At 71.5% G+C, this 15,625-nt stretch carries 17 protein-coding genes; 6 read left to right on the forward strand and 11 right to left on the reverse strand.

Translation table 11 applies throughout. The features are described 5' to 3' along the window. Positions 1 to 86 precede the first annotated feature (86 nt). Positions 87 to 1,253 carry a hypothetical protein gene (locus ACFCLZ_RS38120; RefSeq protein WP_380286521.1) on the reverse strand — a complete coding sequence of 389 codons (1,167 nt, stop codon included), beginning with the start codon at positions 1,251 to 1,253 and terminating at the stop codon, positions 87 to 89. A 170-nt stretch (positions 1,254 to 1,423) separates the two neighbouring features. Here ACFCLZ_RS38120 and ACFCLZ_RS38125 point away from each other — a divergent pair, with 170 nt between their 5' ends. The 4 genes from ACFCLZ_RS38125 to ACFCLZ_RS38140 all read left to right on the forward strand — a co-directional run bounded on the left by ACFCLZ_RS38125 (position 1,424) and on the right by ACFCLZ_RS38140 (position 5,016). Next, on the forward strand, positions 1,424 to 1,714 hold the full coding sequence (locus ACFCLZ_RS38125; protein ID WP_380286522.1) for a hypothetical protein: 291 nt from the start codon (positions 1,424 to 1,426) through the stop codon (positions 1,712 to 1,714). Then, on the forward strand, positions 1,711 to 2,103 hold the full coding sequence (locus ACFCLZ_RS38130) for a hypothetical protein (RefSeq protein WP_380286523.1): 393 nt from the start codon (positions 1,711 to 1,713) through the stop codon (positions 2,101 to 2,103). Before ACFCLZ_RS38125 ends, ACFCLZ_RS38130 begins: the two co-directional genes overlap by 4 nt. Before the next feature lie 12 nt (positions 2,104 to 2,115). Beyond that, positions 2,116 to 3,963 (forward strand): zeta toxin family protein, encoded by a 1,848-nt coding sequence (locus ACFCLZ_RS38135; protein ID WP_380286524.1) that lies wholly within the window; start codon positions 2,116 to 2,118, stop codon positions 3,961 to 3,963. Positions 3,964 to 4,164: 201 nt separating this feature from the next. Beyond that, positions 4,165 to 5,016: a DUF4328 domain-containing protein gene (locus ACFCLZ_RS38140; protein WP_380286525.1), complete on the forward strand. Its 852-nt coding sequence runs from the start codon at positions 4,165 to 4,167 to the stop codon at positions 5,014 to 5,016. Here ACFCLZ_RS38140 and ACFCLZ_RS38145 read toward each other — a convergent pair. From ACFCLZ_RS38145 to ACFCLZ_RS38165, 5 genes are all read right to left on the reverse strand, one after another. Then, on the reverse strand, positions 4,934 to 5,713 hold the full coding sequence (locus ACFCLZ_RS38145; protein WP_380286526.1) for a hypothetical protein: 780 nt from the start codon (positions 5,711 to 5,713) through the stop codon (positions 4,934 to 4,936). The genes ACFCLZ_RS38140 and ACFCLZ_RS38145 overlap by 83 nt on opposite strands. Positions 5,714 to 6,377: 664 nt before the next feature. Beyond that, positions 6,378 to 6,857, reverse strand: coding sequence for a hypothetical protein (locus tag ACFCLZ_RS38150; protein ID WP_380286527.1), 480 nt, complete (start codon positions 6,855 to 6,857; stop codon positions 6,378 to 6,380). A gap of 256 nt (positions 6,858 to 7,113) precedes the next feature. Next, a complete protein-coding gene (locus ACFCLZ_RS38155; RefSeq protein WP_380286528.1) occupies positions 7,114 to 8,256 on the reverse strand; it encodes a ParB/RepB/Spo0J family partition protein in 1,143 nt (380 codons plus the stop codon). After that, positions 8,253 to 9,452 (reverse strand): ParA family protein, encoded by a 1,200-nt coding sequence (locus ACFCLZ_RS38160; protein WP_380286529.1) that lies wholly within the window; start codon positions 9,450 to 9,452, stop codon positions 8,253 to 8,255. The genes ACFCLZ_RS38155 and ACFCLZ_RS38160 overlap by 4 nt, the downstream gene beginning before the upstream one ends. Positions 9,453 to 9,650: 198 nt before the next feature. Beyond that, entirely contained in the window at positions 9,651 to 9,782 is a 132-nt protein-coding gene (locus ACFCLZ_RS38165; protein ID WP_380286530.1) for a hypothetical protein, read from the reverse strand. A 218-nt stretch (positions 9,783 to 10,000) separates the two neighbouring features. On the opposite strand from ACFCLZ_RS38165, the gene ACFCLZ_RS38170 reads away from it, so the two are divergent. Next, on the forward strand, positions 10,001 to 10,609 hold the full coding sequence (locus ACFCLZ_RS38170) for an Imm21 family immunity protein (RefSeq protein WP_380286531.1): 609 nt from the start codon (positions 10,001 to 10,003) through the stop codon (positions 10,607 to 10,609). A gap of 149 nt (positions 10,610 to 10,758) precedes the next feature. On the opposite strand, the gene ACFCLZ_RS38175 is transcribed toward ACFCLZ_RS38170, so the two are convergent. Genes ACFCLZ_RS38175 through ACFCLZ_RS38185 form a run of 3 tightly spaced genes read right to left on the reverse strand, consistent with a single transcriptional unit; the run spans position 10,759 to position 13,181 of the window. Then, positions 10,759 to 11,388, reverse strand: a complete 630-nt coding sequence (locus ACFCLZ_RS38175) for a hypothetical protein (RefSeq protein WP_380286532.1) — start codon at positions 11,386 to 11,388, stop codon at positions 10,759 to 10,761. Next, complete coding sequence (locus ACFCLZ_RS38180) at positions 11,381 to 12,211, reverse strand: hypothetical protein (RefSeq protein ID WP_380286533.1); 831 nt, start codon at positions 12,209 to 12,211, stop codon at positions 11,381 to 11,383. The genes ACFCLZ_RS38175 and ACFCLZ_RS38180 overlap by 8 nt, the downstream gene beginning before the upstream one ends. A 40-nt stretch (positions 12,212 to 12,251) precedes the next feature. Beyond that, the gene (locus ACFCLZ_RS38185; protein WP_380286534.1) at positions 12,252 to 13,181 is read right to left on the reverse strand and encodes a hypothetical protein; all 930 of its coding nucleotides are present in this window, start codon (positions 13,179 to 13,181) and stop codon (positions 12,252 to 12,254) included. A gap of 523 nt (positions 13,182 to 13,704) precedes the next feature. Between ACFCLZ_RS38185 and ACFCLZ_RS38190 the strand changes: the two genes are divergently transcribed. Beyond that, entirely contained in the window at positions 13,705 to 13,839 is a 135-nt protein-coding gene (locus ACFCLZ_RS38190) for a hypothetical protein (protein ID WP_380286535.1), read from the forward strand. Between the two features lie 57 nt (positions 13,840 to 13,896). Here the strand turns inward: ACFCLZ_RS38190 and ACFCLZ_RS38195 are convergent, their stop codons facing one another. Next, positions 13,897 to 14,871 (reverse strand): SMI1/KNR4 family protein, encoded by a 975-nt coding sequence (locus ACFCLZ_RS38195; RefSeq protein ID WP_380286536.1) that lies wholly within the window; start codon positions 14,869 to 14,871, stop codon positions 13,897 to 13,899. Positions 14,872 to 15,169: 298 nt separating this feature from the next. After that, entirely contained in the window at positions 15,170 to 15,568 is a 399-nt protein-coding gene (locus tag ACFCLZ_RS38200) for a hypothetical protein (protein ID WP_380286537.1), read from the reverse strand. Positions 15,569 to 15,625 lie beyond the last annotated feature (57 nt).

Genomic DNA, 15,625 nt, shown 5'->3' on the forward strand with positions numbered 1-15,625 from the left:
GCCCCGACCGGGCGCGGCACCGAGATGAATGACGTCCAAGTCAGCTCTCCTCGGGCTCGGGCGCGGCATGCGGCACCATCAGGGTGTCACTGCGCGCTGACGGCCGACCAGACTTCCTCCAGCAGAACCGAGTGCTCTTCCCCGTACGTGGCCACGGCCGCAAAGACGGCATCCACTGATGCCCGGAGCGGATCCGGCGCGGCGGCGCCGAGCAGCGCGGGCAGGGCCATGTGCGGCTGCGACACCCGCTGCGGCGGGTCGGGCGCCGTGGCGGTACCCGCCGTGGAGTAGATCACGGTCCCGGTGGACCAGGCGTTCTCGGACGGCACCGCCAGGCCGACCGTGTGGCGCGGAGCGCGCGGGTCGCCGGCCAGGGCGTCCCACATACGCGCGGGATCATCGAACGGCGGCGGCAGCGGCCTGCCTTCGGTGAGGGCGGTGAGCGCGCCGGCGACCCAGTCGAGATCCGCGAGGCCGGCCGCCGTGCACGCCCGCCGGGCGGCGAGCAGCGCCACCTGCCGCTGGACCTGCGGGCCGGCGGCATCCAGCGCGTGCACCAGGGGCGCGTCGAAGGCCAGCAGGCCGTGGACGTTGCCGCCGACACCGCGCAGGGCCTCGCTCGGTGCTGTTCCGCCCCACTGCCACCGTTCGAGTTCCTCCCGCCGCTGCCGGGCGGCGGCGTCCTGTGCGTACCGTTCCTGCGCGCGCTCCTGCTCGGTGGGAGGGGGCGGGAGCCGGCGGGCGTAGTCGTGCCAGTAGGCCGCTGCCTCGGCGGTCTGCCGCAGGACGCGCGCCGGCCCCGGCGGGGCGGGCCAGAACTGCAGGAGGTACCGGTCCACGTGCGGCTCGCCGGCGAGCCTGGTGTCCCGTCCTCGGCCCGCGTCCATGCCGTGCGCGCAGTACCGCACCCGGTAGTCGCGCTCCTCCAGGTCCAGCTCCCAGGAGGCCTCGCCCGCCCACTGCATCAGCCTGCTGCGGTGCGAGGCCGGACGGAAGGAGACCTCGACGACGTCCTCCCAGACCGGATCCGGCGCCGGCGCCACGTCGTGCACCTCGACGGTGACCCGGACACTGCCGGTGTGCAGGCCGGTCACCAGAAAGAGCGCACCAGGGATCGCCGCGCCGCACAGCCCCGCGTCCTGGCCCGCGAACGCCTCCGCCAGACCGGGGCCGACACTGTCGGGATCACTCTCGACATAGATCTGCCGGTAGTGGACGTGCACGTCACCGTCGACCGGCCTGCGCACCGCCATCGCTTTTCCCTTCCCGAAGACCCGCTCCCCCACGGGTATGCACGGGAAGCGTACAAAGCACCACCGACACGCGCCGGCCGATCGGCGGGCCGCCCCTCCAAGGTGGGGCCGGCAATCCAGCACCGCCAAGTCGGTACACCGCTGGTGTACCAGCGGTGTACGATCGCGGTATGGCTGATGCGACGATCAAGGTTTCCCCTGATACACGCGACCGGCTGGCCGCCCTCGCGGCGGCCCGCGGCACCACCATCGGCGCCCAGGTCGCCCTGCTGGTGGAGGCGCAGCCCACCGCGGAGCAGATCGCGGAGCGCGTGGCCGAGGGCCGCCGGCTGATGCGGGAGCACTTCGGGATGACGCTCACCGACACGGAACTGGACGAGGGCCCGGACCTGCTGCAGCGGGTCTACGACATCGCCGCGGCGGATGCGCGCGCCAAGGTCGCCCCGAGGCGCAGCGCGTGATCATTCTGGATTCGAGCGCCCTGTCCGCACTGGCCGACGGTCACCCCCGGCTGCACCGAGTCGTGGACTCCGCTCTGCAGAGCCCGTTCCAGCATCTGCTGGTGCCGGTGCTGTGCGTGGTCGAGGCCGAGGTGAAGGACGAGGGGACGGCGCACGCGGTCCTGGCGCTGCCCGCGGTCGAGTTCGAGCCGCTGGACGCGGCGACCGCGGTGGTGGTGGCGACGATGGTCCGCGACGGCTACGGGGGCCAGGATCTGGCGCACGCGATCGCCACGAGCCTTCCCACCCCGGTGCGCCCGCAGCAGCACCTGATCCTGACGGCCCGTCCGGAGCTGTACCCGCCCGGGATCGTCGCCGTCAACATCGACGACCCCCGGCTGAAGCCGTAGGTGCCGATAGGAGTGTTAGGGGACGGGCTCCCCGCCGGGGAAGACGCGCGCGTCCTCACCAAGGAGATCCTGCCCGCCGCACTGGCCGGGGCCGCTCGACAGGAACGGCCGGTAGTGGTGTTCGTGACCGGGCAGGCCGGCAGCGGCAAGACGCTCGTGGTGGACCTGGTGCACGCCGCGCTCGCCGCCCGGGGCGGTGCGGTGCGGGTGGACCGCGACGCCTACAAGGCCGTCCACCCCCACTACGTCCGGTTCCTCGGCGAGGACGTCCGCACGGCCGGGGCGCGGGTGCGCACGGCCGGGGCGCGGGTGCGCACGGACACCTACGGGTGGCAGGCCCAGCTGGAGACGCGCCTGCGGGAGAACTGGTTCGACGCGGTGGTGGAGGCGCCGCTGGGCCGCCCCGAGGAGTTCCTCGCCGAGGTCGCCGCGTACCGAGAGGCGGGCTACCGCGTCGAGATCGTCGCCCTGGCCGTGGCCGAGGCGCTCAGCCAGCTCGGCGTCCTGGACCGCTACCTGCACCTGGCCCTTCAGGACCGGGCCCGCTACGTGGCCTGGGACAACCACGACGCCTGCGCCGCCGCGCTGCCCGCCGCTCTCGCCGCGGTGGAGGCCGGGCACCTGGCCGACCGGGTCTTCGTGGTGCGGCGCGGCGAGTCGGCCGCGCTGGAGAGCGTGTACGCCAACGAGCTCGGCGCCGGCGGGCGCTGGGTCCGCCCGGCGCGCGCGGACCGGGCGGTCCTCGCCGAACGCACGCGTCCGTGGGGCGCGGCCGCAACCGGCCGGTTCCGCCGGCAGCTGGCCGCCTGCGAGCGGCGCGCGGGCGACCCCCGGATCCCCGGGGACTGGGCGCTGGCCGTGGGCCGGGACGCCGAGCGGGCCGCGGCGCTGGCCGAACCGGTGCGCCGCACCGCCCAGCCGCTGGCCCGGGCGCCCGGGGTGGACTACCACCGGCTGTCGGCGGACGAGCACGCCTTCGTCTTCGACGCGGTGATCGTACCGACCCTGCTGGAGCCCGTCGCCGCCCAGGAGAAGCCGGTCGTCGTCTACATCGCCGGGCAGCCCGGCGCGGGCAAGACCCGGGCCGCTCAGCTGGTCCGCCGGTCCCTGCGCTACCCGGTCCACCTGGCCGGCGACGACTTCAAGGTCCTGCACCCGGACTACCCGCAGCTGCTGCGCACCGATCCGCGCCGGGCCTCGGAACGGATCCGCGCCGACTACCAGGCCTGGCAGGCGAAGGCCGAGGCCTACGTACGCGAGCGGCGCGGCAACCTCGTCATCGAGACCACCCCCGCCTCCCCCGCGAAGTTCACCGCCGACGCGCGGGCCTACCGGCGGGCCGGGTACCGGGTGGAGCTGCTGACGTTGGCCGTGCGCGCGGCCGACTCCCGCCAGGGCACCGCCCACCGCTACGCCCGGGTCAGCAGTCGGGGCCTGCCCGCCCGGTTCACCACCACGGCCAGCCACGACGCCCACTACCGGGTCCTGCCCGACGTCGTCGCGGCCGCCGAGGAGCAGGCGGCGGTCGACCAGGTCACCGTGATCCGGCGCGACGGCACGGCCCCGTACCGCGGCGAGCCAGCCAAATTCCGGTCCCGGCAGCCCAGGGCGGCGCTGGCCCTGCTCGCGGAACAGGCGCGCCCCTACACCGACGAGGAGGCTCACCGGTTCTGGGCCGTCCAGCGTGATCTGCACGCCGCGATGCCGCGGTACCGCGACGACCTGGTCGCCATCGGCGCCCTGGCCCTCCCGCTCATGCCCGATGCCCTGCGGCCGCGCCGCCTGGAGGCCTCGGCGGCCGTCGCTCTGCCCGTCCCCGCCGGGCCTGGGTGCTCGTACGCCCCGGCCCACGGCCGCTGACCGAAGCCGGGCCTATTGCGAGCGGCGTGCCGCGTGGACCATTTGTGGCGATACCAGCCTCTGAACTGGGAATTCTCGCTGGCGGGCTGCGGCACAGGTCCCCTAGAGTCGGCGCGCCCGCCCCGGTCGGGGCGGTGGCGTACCGGCGCGCGTGTCCGCGAGCGGTGCTTTCCTGGAGGGGGCAATCTGATGGTGTGTGTGGTGTGCGGGGCACGCCCGGCGGGGACGGACAGTGGGCGCTGCTACGGGTGTGCGGAGGCGTCCCCGGGGTGGGCGGCGGCGCTGCGTCCGCCGAACGGACTTGCCGCGGCCCTCTACGTCCTGCTGGGGCTGAACGCCGTCCTGGCGGCGGTGGTCGCCGCGGCCGACGTCTGGGCGAACGTCCTCCTGGGCGGTCTGCTGGACGGATCCGACGACGTCGGGTTCGACGACCTCGACGCCGTGATATCCGTGACCGACGCGGTGAACGGGCTGACCGTCCCGCTGTTCCTCGCCACCGTGGTCGTGTTCATCATCTGGTTCCACCGGATCCGTCAGAACGCCGACCTGCTGGCGCCCAACGGACACCGCCACGGGAGCGGCTGGGCCATCGGCGCCTGGTTCACCCCCGTCGTCGGGCTCTGGTTCCCCTGGCAGCTGACCGCGGACTGCTGGCGGGCGAGCGCGCCACTGGACGCCGAGGGACGGCGCCACACACCGTCCGAGACGGTGGTTGCCCTGTGGTGGGCCACCTGGATCGGCTCGCTCGTCATCGGCCGGATCGCCTCCTCCATGACCCGCCAGTTCGACCCGACCTTCGGAGATCTTGAGAGCCTGCGCAACGTCGGCCGGGTCGAGGCCGCCGGCTTCGCGCTGCGCCTGGTGGCGGCGGTGGCGGCGATCATGGTGGTCAACCGGCTGACCGCCATGCAGCAGCAACGCCGGGCCGATATCAACCCCATCGCGGCCAGGGCGGCGAGCTCGGTGGGTGTCAGCGGCGGGAACCCCGGCTTCGGCGGCAGGGGCGGCGGGACCGGGGAGCGCGTGGGGACCGCCGGGTTGACGGGGGTGTAGACGGCAGGCACCAGCGGCATCGGCCCGGGCAGGGGGAGCGGCAGGGGAAGCGGAAGCTTCGGCAGGGGGCCACCCAGGGAAAGCCCGGTCCGGGCGGCGCGGGCGGGGCAGGATTCCCCTGGGGGACCTTGACGCGCTGCTGGGTGCTGTCAAGGACGTGCGCGGTGTCGCCAAGGGAGAGGATCTGCGTGTCGCTGAGGACCTTGGGCTTCAGGCCGCCGTCGTCGCCGTTTCCGCCGAAGATCGGGCTGTCCCACGGCGCGTCGAACCAGCCGTTGAACACGCTCGCGCTGTCCTCGATGTGCTTGGCGTAGCTCTCGCAGGCCCCGGCCAGCTGTCGGCACGCGGACGCGAGGTTCGCCAGCAGGGTGTGGTCGTCCCCCGGCCTGGCCGGGTAGTCCTGCTTGCCGACGAACGCGAGGAAGTAGTCGTTGATCGCCTTGGCGGTCGCACCCTCGTGGATCCCGCCGACGGTGCGCCACGCGTCCTGCGCGTCGGACAGCGCCTGGACGGTGAGCCGGTGCGCGGCCTGCCAGGTCTGCGCGGCCTTCCGCAGGCCGCTCGCATCACCGCGGAACCGCTCTCCCCAGACCCACTTGTCGACACCGCCGGTCCGGCCGACCGACTCGCCCAGCTGCTCGCCGATCCCCCGCGGGTCGAGCGCGCACTGCGCGGCCGTCTGCCACGGCTTGGACAAGTCTGCTCCCTCGCCGGCCGCGCCAGCGCTCATCGCGAGCAGCTTGGCCGCCACCGAGTCCGCGGCGGATTGCGGCTCACCGCCCCCTGCTGGGCGGCCACCCTGCTCATCCCGGCCATCAGCGACATCAGCACACCCGGCTTCGGCACGTCCCCGGCCGGGGCGACCGGCAGGGCGGCCACAACGGGCCGGCACCGGGACCGGCAGCAGATCCAGCAGGGCGTCGACCACCTCCAGCAACCGCTCCGGCGGCGCCCAGTAGGCGAGGCGCTCCGGGTAATCGACGTCGGGCTCATCGGAGCCGTCCGCCGTCTCCAGGACCAGGTCGCAGCGGATCGCGGCCCTCCGCCACACCTCCCCGCCATTGCGCCGCTGCGGGAGTGGATCCACTCCCGTAGCGGCGTCTCCAGGGCGGCGGGGACGTCCTCGCGCAGGGGAGCGCTGCCGCCGTCGCGGTAGGGCAGTGGGGTCCACGGATTCTTCACCCCGTCACCGTAGAGATTCAACCCACCGTGTGGCACGGGCATTTGACACTGGCTCGCACGGCTTGGCGACCTGCGGCCAGTCGGCTGGCGGCCCGGCAGGGCCTCGAGTTCCGGCGCGGTGATGGCGCCGACGGTCGGCGGGCCCTCGCTCTGCTGGGCGGCCTTCCTGGCGGGGTGTTTCATTCCGAGGGGGAGAACACCGGTGTCCCGTCGGCGCGGAACCCCTCCACGTGGAGACCCAGGATCCTGCCGAAGACCATCAATGGGTCTTCCTGGTCGTTGCCTCCGATCACGTCGAAGCCGATGACTGTCGCGCCGACCCGGACCGAGCGCACTGGAACCGGGAGGGCGGCCGGCCAGAGGGGCGGATCGGTCCGTGCTCCCTCTCGGAGTACTTGGCGGAACGGCCCGGTGGTACCTCGAAGGCTCTTGCCGTCGATTCGAACGTCTTCTACTGGCACCCGGCCGCCCTTTCGGACTGCAGCATGCAGGATGCTGCGGGCGCGAGGTGGCAGCCGGTCGTAGTAGGCGCGTGCTCGTTCCGGAGTCCAGCGGTCGTCCGGAACGGTCGACACTGTCGCACCGGGAGCGGAGGCGATGGCGAGCAGGTGCTGCAGTACCTCGGGGGTCGGGTTCGTGACCGAGATCGTGATCGTCATGTCCGTACTCACGGACCGCACTCTTCCACAGGGCAACCGTTTAAGACAAAAGACATTGGTAAACGCCTAATAGAGATATTCCTCAGTGGTCCTGCGTCCGACTGGTCCGGCAACTCCTTGGCTTGTGAACCGGGTTGTAGTGGAGCAGTGGCCGCGTGGGATCGGGCGGCAGAAGCAGTAGGCGGAGGCCGAACGCGTGCGGCGCCCGGCAGGTGTGCCGGGCGCCGCACGCGGAACGCATCGAGATGATCGCGGATCAGACTGGCTGAGGCTCAGTGCGGAGCCTCAGGAGTTCGAGCAGTTCGGACGCGACCTGGACTGCCTGGCGGTGATCCATCGCGTCGAGGATGATCTGCGCGCTTGTCCGGGGGTCGGACGGCAGGAGGCGGATGGTGACCGCCGGCGTCTCGTCGACGCCGCTCTCCCGCTGGTCCGGAACGCTCGAGGGGTAAACGGCGTTTACCTCCGCGGCCGAGGCCGACTGGCCGGTCGGCGAAGCCCCGGTGGAAGCTGGAGGGTAAACGGCGTTTACCTGACGAGTGTTCTCGCTGTCGCTCACACCACCGCGCGGCAAGGTTCCCTGGGACGATCCGGCCTGCTCGCCGACCGGCTTGGCGGCTGCCCGATCTGCCTTCGTGGCGGTCTTCGCCGCCTGTCTGTCGGCTGCCGCTTTCTTCGCCGTCTGCGCCCGCTCGGACTGCTCGGCAGCGGTCAGCTTTCCGGCACGTGCCTCGGCTCCGATCCGGCGGGCGTCCGCGATGGCCAGCTCACCGCTGCTCGCCTGCTCCTGAAGTTCCGTGGTCAGGTGCAGCAAGGCCAACCGCTGCCCCACCCAGACCTTCGACTTGCCGAGCTTCCTCGCAACCGCGGCCTGATTCCCGTCGTACACGTTCTTCAGGAGCTGCTCGATCGCCTGGGCTTCTTCCAGCGGCGACACGTCCTCGCGGTGGGCGTTCGCGATCAGCGCGGCCTCGACCATGTCCGAGGCGGTCGAGACCAGGTCGTCGTTGAGGTCCACCCGGAGGGTTGCGAGGCCGGACCGCTGCGCGGCGAGCAGGCGTCGGTTTCCGTCGAGAGCGACGAAGTCCGCGTCACCGATCGCCTCGGCCTGCCCCGGGTGCGCGTCGAGGAAGGCCCCGCGGCTGACGACCGTGATGGGAACGATCTGCTGCCGCCCCAGGCTCTCGGCGAGCTCGGCGATCGACTCGTCATCGATGGTCCGCCGCGGGTTGAGCGGGTTGAAGACGATCGCCGAGACGGGAGCGGACGAGGCGCGCCGCACCCGCCCCGTCGCGTCGAGCGCCTCACTGCGTGCCAGCACCTCTCCCCCGCGCGCGCCGCCCTGGGCCAGCGCCCCGAAGGATCCTCCGCCGCCCTGGAGCTTCTTGGCGATGCTCATGCGAGCCTCCGTCGGATCTCGCGCATGCGCTGGGCCTGGGTCGCGGTGGGTGCGTACATCAGCAGGGGCTGCTTGAGGTGGACGGCCTCACGCTGCTCCTTCAGGTCGGGGACGATCGAGAGCACGGGGGGTGTTCCGAGGGACTCCCAGTTCTCGAGCGAGTGGGTGGCGACGTAGCCCTTGCGCTTGTCGAACTTGTTGACGACGAGGCCGAGCCGGTCGATGTCCACCTCGTAGTCGAGGCTGACGGTGCGGATCTGGCTGTCGAGCATGGCGTAGGCGTCCGCGGAGGAGTCCTCAGCTTCCACGGGGACAAGGACCCCGGAGGCCCCGACCGGCTCGTTCTTGCGGCGGTGGGCGTAGTAGAGGCCGGCGTCCATGGCGAGGCCGAGGTTCGGGGGCGCGTCGACGACGATGACGTCGAAGTGCTCCTCGAGCGGTGCGAGGGCCCGCTGGAGGCTGGTCTCCCGGGGGCCGCGGACAGAGCCGAGGCGGGAGTCGAGCAGGAAGGCGTCGAAGCTGGAGGGCAGCAGGCTCAGGCGCCCGTCGAAGTGGTCCGGCTCGATCGCGACGACCTGGTCGAGCAGGGAGCCGACGACGCGGTCGCGGTCGACCATGTGGGTTACCAGGCTTTCCTCGCCCGGCGAGATCTGCTTGACCCCGAGCTGCGAGGTGAGGTGGCCCTGCGGGTCGTAGTCCACGAGGAGGGTGCGAAGCCCTGGCAGGGCGGGCAGCTTGGAGGCGCCGGTGGTGGCGGGCAGGCCCAGCGCTATGGCCTGGCCCACGCCTGCGGCGACGGTGGTCTTGCCGACTCCGCCCTTCTGGTTGCAGACGACGATCCGGCGCGTGTAGCGCGGGATCGTCAGCTCGGACAGCGCGACGACGTGGGAGTCGATCCACACGCGGAGGGCCTGGGCGAGGCCCTGGACGAAGGAGATGTCCCGGGCGGCGCAGTCGGCCTTGAAGGCGTCGTACAGGCCGGCGGGCAGCCAGGTGTTCCAGCTCTCGGCCCCGGAGGTGTCGATGGTGGGGTTGTCGCCTGCGGGGCGGGCGCGCCATTGCTCGACTGCTTGGGCGACGGCGTCCTGCATGTCGATGCCGAGCTGGGCCGCTCGGGTCTTGAGTTCCTGACGGAGGGACACAGGAAGCTTAGACGCCACCTTTTCCCGATCGCCTCCGGAGTTTTGAGATGCCATGGCGTCACCATAGTTGCGTCGGGGCCGTTTCGGCACATCCGGGTCCGGTGTGTCCCTACTTTCGCCCCGCCGAGGAGTAAACGGCGTTTACCCGTGCGGCCTCGCTGGCCCACGGCACGGGTGTCCTGGCAAACAGAAAAGGGCCCGTCTCCCCCAGCATCGATGCCGGGGGAGGCGGGCCCTTCGCCGCGTTGGGTATCAGGCCGGGACTGCCACACGGTCCAGGCCGGTCGCGCGACCGACGGCAGCCAGGGTGACGGTCCAGTCGCCGCCGTGGTGCACGGCACGGTCGTCCACGTAGCGGGCGGCGCCCAGCTTCGTGCTGGTCACGAGAATCGGACCGCGAGCCGTGTAGTAGGCCCGGTCCTCGGACGGGTCGGCGAAGGCCTCCAGCCCGGAGTACCAGGTGAACCAGTCCGGGATCTCGGGCAGCCAGGTCCTCGGCCTCGCGGTGTAGTTATGGGGGTCTTTCAGTTCTGTCCGTTGTCCGCCGTGCAGGTACTCCCCCAGGTTCCCTGCTTGTCACTGATCAGCGGGACACTGCGCGCATGAGTACTGATCCACATGCCGTCCGGATGACCCTCGATCTGACCTGGGTCGAATCCGTGGGTGGTCCGCTGATCGTCGTCCCGGTGTCCGCACTGCAGTACTGGGGTGGCTGCACCGAGGACGGCATGATCATCGGTGACAGCGACCAGCCGGACGACTACGACCGGGCCTGCGGGGTGGAGGGCCTGGCCGAGGTGATCGGCCTGCGCGGCCGCAGCGACATCTCCGCGCTGGTGCTGGGCGACGAGCCCGCCACCACCTGCTACCTGCCCGAGCAGAGGGCCTTCATGCGCTGGCTCGCTGCCGACTCCGACGCCGAGCTGCTCGCCGCTGGCGAAGCGGCGCTGAACGACCCGGCGACGCCGTGGGAAGAGTGCGGTCTCTGGGAGAGCGACGGACCGGCGGTCCTCATGGACTCCGCCGAGGCCGGAAAGAACCTCGGCGTGCGCTACCCGGACGGCAGAGGCGAGCCGGACCAAGCCCCCGTCCACCTACCCGCAGGACGCTGGAGAGTCCGCGCGTTCCATACGTGTGCCGACGAGTCCGTCTGGGTCGGCATGGTCCAACTCCTTCCGGAAGCTGACAGGCAGTCGACAACGACTCTTTGATTCGAATGCCGAGCCCGCCCCTGTAGCCCAGAAGGACGGTCACGAATATGGGGACGGTTCGCAGTGGCCCCACCTGTCGGTGTACACGGGTAAGTGCTCAGTAGTGCTGCTGGACGTGCTCACAGTGCCGGTTCGGCGGGAGCCTTCTCTCACTGTGTGGTTGCCCGGCGCTGAGTGGCGCGGATCAGTGCGGAAACCAGTGCCGCCAGGTCGAGGGCGCCGTCCGGGTCGTCCGCGTAGCGGGTCGTCTGCAGCGGCCCCACTTCGTCCAGGCGTACTCCTCCCGTTTCCAGGACGTGGGCGAGAACCAGTAGCGCCAGGCGGGCGTTGCCGTCCGGGTAGGGGTGGAAGAAGGCAACGTCGAGGTACGCCCGGGCCGCGCGGGCTGGCAGGGGGACCGACGGGTCGGCGCTCTGCTGCAGGCAGTCGGCGAAGTCCTCCCAGGTGTGGGGCGTGATCCCGTATCGTTCCCGGCCGTCCTTCGCGAATGCGTCACTCTGGCGCAGGTGCACCTCGTTCACCCCGAGGACCACCTTCTGCCAGCCGGCGAGAAGCGCTGGGGTGAGCGGCTCTCTCTGTGAGGCCGCGGCGCGGGACAGGGTCATCGCGGCGAGCAGCCGGTTGGCGCGGTCCGGGGCGCGGAGGCGGACCGGACCGTCGAACCAGGCGGCGAGTCCGTCGACGGCCGGGCGGGCCGGTGCCGGGCTCACGCTCTCGGCCGAGGACCAGTTGACCTGCTCCCTGACCTTGCACCACGTGGCCAGCGCGTCATCACTCACAGTAGAACCCGCGGCCGGTCAGGCGAATCGCCAGGTCCTCTCCCACCGCGTCGACCAGGGTCGGGGCTGGCGCGACGTGGCTCTTGAACCGGCCGCCGATCGCGGCTTCCACCGCCTTCTGAGCCTCTTCCTGTCCCAGGCCGGTGGAGGTGAGGAACCAGGTCAGCGTCGTCTCGCAGATCCCGTACCAGGACGACTCGGCGCGGGTGCTGTTGACGACTGCGGTGACCAGGCGGGTCGCCGCGCGTTCCAGGTGCCAGCTGCGGTCCTCGGCGTCCGCGCCGGGAGGGGGCACGAGCTGCTCGAACCGCTCGGCCATGTCCTCCAACCAGTCACGCCACTCCAGCAGGCAGGTCACGACGCGTTCGGCGGTCTCCGCCGCCTCTCCGACCGAGTGCGAATCGCAGCACCAGGTCTCGACGGGACCACCGTGGTGGTTCGAATGGTCCCAGCCGCAGGCCCACCGGCCGTAGCGGGACACCAGGAGCACGGTGACCTCGTCGATGAATCGAAAGCTCGCCATCCGCTCGGCACCGATGGGAGGCACCATCGGAGCGAGCAGTGCCGTCAGCCGCGCCGCCTCGTCGTCGTCCCAGTCGAAAGCGTTCCGGTCGGGGTCAGCAGCGGACCACGACAGGTCCCAGGCTCGTTCGCGGTGGATGGACGTGGCGTACCTCCGAGGTGAGAGATGACGGAACAACTGACCGATCATGCCGACCGGGTCGAGACCTGTCACTCCAATTTGTTGGCCACCGACCTGCGTCTCCCGCTGACCGGCTGCCTTCACCCAGCCGGGCACATTCACGTGTACCTGTCTGAGCACTTACCCGTGTATGCCGACACCACCGTCGCCTCTCAGGCGTCTATGGCCGGTACGCGTCGTGATACCTGCGCAGCCGGGGGCCGCGGATCGCGGGCAGCCCGACCATGGTGTCCCTGAAGGCGTAATGATGGGGTTCCAGGGGGTACCAGGGGCGTGATGCCAGTGGGTAGTCGTCGCGTAGGACACCCTCCGGGAGAACTCCGGTGGCGGGCGTCGGCGAGGTCTCCCCGGGGCTGGTGAGATACGCCCAGACTCCGCTGTCCAGCGGCACTACCGTCGCCTCGCGGTCGGGCGGGCGCCACGGTTCACCCGTGCCGGGGTGGCGGGGGACGAGGAGGACGTCGGGGCGGGGGAGTGGCTCAGGGATGCCCGGGCCGGCCAGCCCCACCGAGTGGGGGTCGGGCCCGGGCGGGAGGTAGCGGGCTACGGCGTGGCCGAGCAGTTCGGTGACGGGGCCGGCGGGGAGGGTCACCGGGTGGTTCTCGGTGGCCGCCACGAGGTGGGCCAGCGCGACGCCGAGCGCGGCCTCCCAGCGGCGGCTCCAAGACCCGTCGGGTTCGACGGGCGGGACGCGGTGTTCGGCGCGCTCCAGGTCCGCCCAGTCAGGTAGCGGGCCGTCCGGGAGCCCCGAGGGACGGCGGACGACCGCGTCGGGCTCCAGCCACACGGTCTGCCACGAGCCGCAGTCGTCGATCCGTGTCGCCACGGCCAGTCCGCACCCCGTGCAGGCCAGATTGGGCTCGGCCCGGCCGTCCACGCCCCGGCAGTAGCCCTCGCACTTCTCCAGGATCAGAGCCATCGACCGGGAGTCACCGGGCGCGATGACGATCCTGCCCCGCGCGCCGAAGGAGACGGAGTTCAGCGGCGCGTACACCCCTTGTTGGGCAGCCGCTTCCTCTCCGACGTCCTGCCACAACCGCCAGGGCGGTCCGGTGGGCCGGGGATCGGCGGCGTACGTCCCCGGCTCCATCAGCGGAGGATGAAGTTCCTCCCAGGCACCGTGGTGGGTGTGGACGGGCAGTGCGACCCGGGACACCGGTGCCGTCAGCTCGGTGCGGCACCCGGCACACGCGAACACGTCCAAACGAGCTCCCCTCGCCGTGGTTCACCGGGATTGTGCCTGGCTCGGGGCGGAAGATCCATCGGACTTCGGAGCGGCTCTGGGGCTTCCGGGGGCGCTTCGTCGCCGGGTTGATGACGGGTCGGTGCCCCAGGTCGACGACCGCACCGAGCCGGAGCGACAGGCGGCCACCACAGCTCCCAGGACCGGTCCGGTAGCCGGGGCGCAGCCGGTCGGCGGGGCCGGCTGCAAGGAAGCCGCGGCGCGCGCCCGGGGCGAGGCGTGGTTGGTGGTCATCTACCTGTCTCTTCAACCGATCGGCTCTGGCCCACGGCTGTGATACTCGGCGAGGCTGCCCGTGAGCCGCTCGGCAAGTCTCCGGTCCCGGCACAGTCGGCCAGGGCCGAAACCGGCCCGGCTTCCTCGGCCTCGAGTGCCCAGTCGGCGCCCGGCGCAGCTGCTTCCGCTGAGCAGGGCGGCCGACGAGGTGCGCGAGCGCGCGTACGAGCCGCTCGCCCCGGCTGCGGTGAAGGCTGCCGGCAGCCAGATCCTCGGTCTGGCGGTGTAGTTATGTGGGTCCACCAAGTTGTCCGTTGTCCGCTTGGCGAACCTGGCAGCCGCCCTACTACGGCAGGCGACGGTCGTCGAAGGGGGTGTCGGGTTCGTGGGGCTCGTACGGATCGAAGTCGGGGCGGTCGATGAGCTCAGCGACGGAGAAGGGGTGCCGGTGGTCGGTGAGGAGCCGGTGGACGAACTCGGCGGTGGAACCGTCGAACCGCGCCCAGCTGTCGCCGTCCTCGTTTCGGGCGATGACCGGCCACCGGTTCGGGTCTGCGCCCTCCGTCAGCCAGTAGAACTGGTCGGCCCGGACGGAGCCGGCCCACTGCAGGAGTCCGCCCGGAGCGGGGTAGAGCTGGTGGGGGTGGTAGAGGTTTGCGATGCCGGGGTCGGCGGCGGCGAGTTCGGCAAGGTAGAGGGCTTGCTCAACGAGGCACAGGAACTCGCAGCCGAGCGGGGGGCTTGGCAGGGAGAGATCGAGGAAGCCTGCGAACGTGCCAGGGCCGAAGTGCTCCGCCAGGTGCCGGTAGTCGGCAGGCAGGGCAGTTCCGAGCCTGGCCTCGGCCGCTGACCAGTCGACGGGCCACTGCCGCGACTGCGGCTGGCCCGTCGCGGCGGCGAGCCGCCGCGCCCAGCGGTCACCCGGCACGTCGGCCCCTTCCTCCCCGTCCTCGGCGGGCAGGAAGGCCATCGCCGGGTCGGCCCGGCGGGCCGTCACCGCGACCAGGTGCGGCGCGCCGCAGTCGTTGTCTCCGACGATCCCGCAGCCGACCCAGCGCTCGCCCACCGCCCACCCGCACAGCTCGACCAGGCGCCCGGCGAACGGGGCGACCAGCGGTAGCCCGCTGTCGTCGTCGATGGTCGGGTCGACGAAACCGCCGGTCGCGAGGTTGCGCGACGACCCCCAACGCGGACGCAGCGCCTCAGCGAGGCGGCGGTGGGCGGTGGCGAGGTCGCCGTCGGCCGGGAGGTGGGCGATGTCCGGGGCCGGGCGGGTCAGCAGGGCGTCGATGCGGTGCAGGTGGTCGGTGGTGTCGTCCATGGTGTCAGTCAACCGCGGGCCACTGACAGGGGTTCCGGTAGTTCTCGCTTGCTGGCGATCGCAGTCGGTCGCCAGCGGGTTGGGTTCCTCGGGGAACTGGCGACTGTCGAATACGCGGGCCATCAGTACTGCCGATCGCCCGCCGGGACGGGCGTCTGCAGGAGAAGTCGCCGTGGCAGGACGTCCTGCCTGGCCGTGCGAAGGTGTGCTCAGCGAGGGTCCAGTCCGGGCCATGGCGGCGTACGCGTGAACCAAGGAGTTCGGGACAGGCCCGGCAGACGATCCCGCACGGATGGTCTCAGGCCTCCCGCCGTCGGCGTTCGATGAGGCTGGTCACCCCGCCGAGCGCTTGCAGTTCGTCCTCCAGGGCAGCCTTGTCTACGGTCAGCTGGCGGATCGCCTCGGCGTAGATGCGGACCAGCTTGCGCAGATCGCTGTTCTCCCTCCGGAGACGGGCGTTCTCGTCGTCGGCCCGCGCGCTGTTCTTCGGGGTAGTGGTCGGGCGGTGCCGGTCGGCAAGCCGGGTCGTGAACCAGGTGATCGGTTCCGGGTAGTTGCGGTAGAAGGTCGCGTGGGTGACACCGAGGCGCTTCTCGACGTTGGTGATGGTGGCGCGTCGGCCAGCTGCCTCACTCTCGGCGAGTTCGGATTCCATCGCGGTGCGGACCTGCTCGTCGGTGGGTAGGTGAGGGCTCACGGGTTCTCCGTCTTGGCGTCCGGGTCGATGCTGACCGTCTCGCTGAGGAAGTCGGCG

The sequence above is a fragment of the Kitasatospora purpeofusca genome (genome assembly GCF_042691725.1).
GTDB lineage: Bacteria > Actinomycetota > Actinomycetes > Streptomycetales > Streptomycetaceae > Kitasatospora > Kitasatospora purpeofusca_B.

Excerpts from the sequence above, each read along its gene's own strand:
- ACFCLZ_RS38195 (WP_380286536.1), bottom strand. The coding sequence starts at position 14,871 with ATGGACGACACCACCGACCACCTGCACCGCATCGACGCCCTGCTGACC.
- ACFCLZ_RS38160 (WP_380286529.1), bottom strand. The coding sequence starts at position 9,452 with ATGGCATCTCAAAACTCCGGAGGCGATCGGGAAAAGGTGGCGTCTAAG.
- ACFCLZ_RS38185 (WP_380286534.1), bottom strand. The coding sequence starts at position 13,181 with ATGGAGCCGGGGACGTACGCCGCCGATCCCCGGCCCACCGGACCGCCC.
- ACFCLZ_RS38155 (WP_380286528.1), bottom strand. The coding sequence starts at position 8,256 with ATGAGCATCGCCAAGAAGCTCCAGGGCGGCGGAGGATCCTTCGGGGCG.
- ACFCLZ_RS38125 (WP_380286522.1), top strand. The coding sequence starts at position 1,424 with ATGGCTGATGCGACGATCAAGGTTTCCCCTGATACACGCGACCGGCTG.
- ACFCLZ_RS38150 (WP_380286527.1), bottom strand. The coding sequence starts at position 6,857 with ATGACGATCACGATCTCGGTCACGAACCCGACCCCCGAGGTACTGCAG.
- ACFCLZ_RS38170 (WP_380286531.1), top strand. The coding sequence starts at position 10,001 with ATGAGTACTGATCCACATGCCGTCCGGATGACCCTCGATCTGACCTGG.
- ACFCLZ_RS38120 (WP_380286521.1), bottom strand. The coding sequence starts at position 1,253 with ATGGCGGTGCGCAGGCCGGTCGACGGTGACGTGCACGTCCACTACCGG.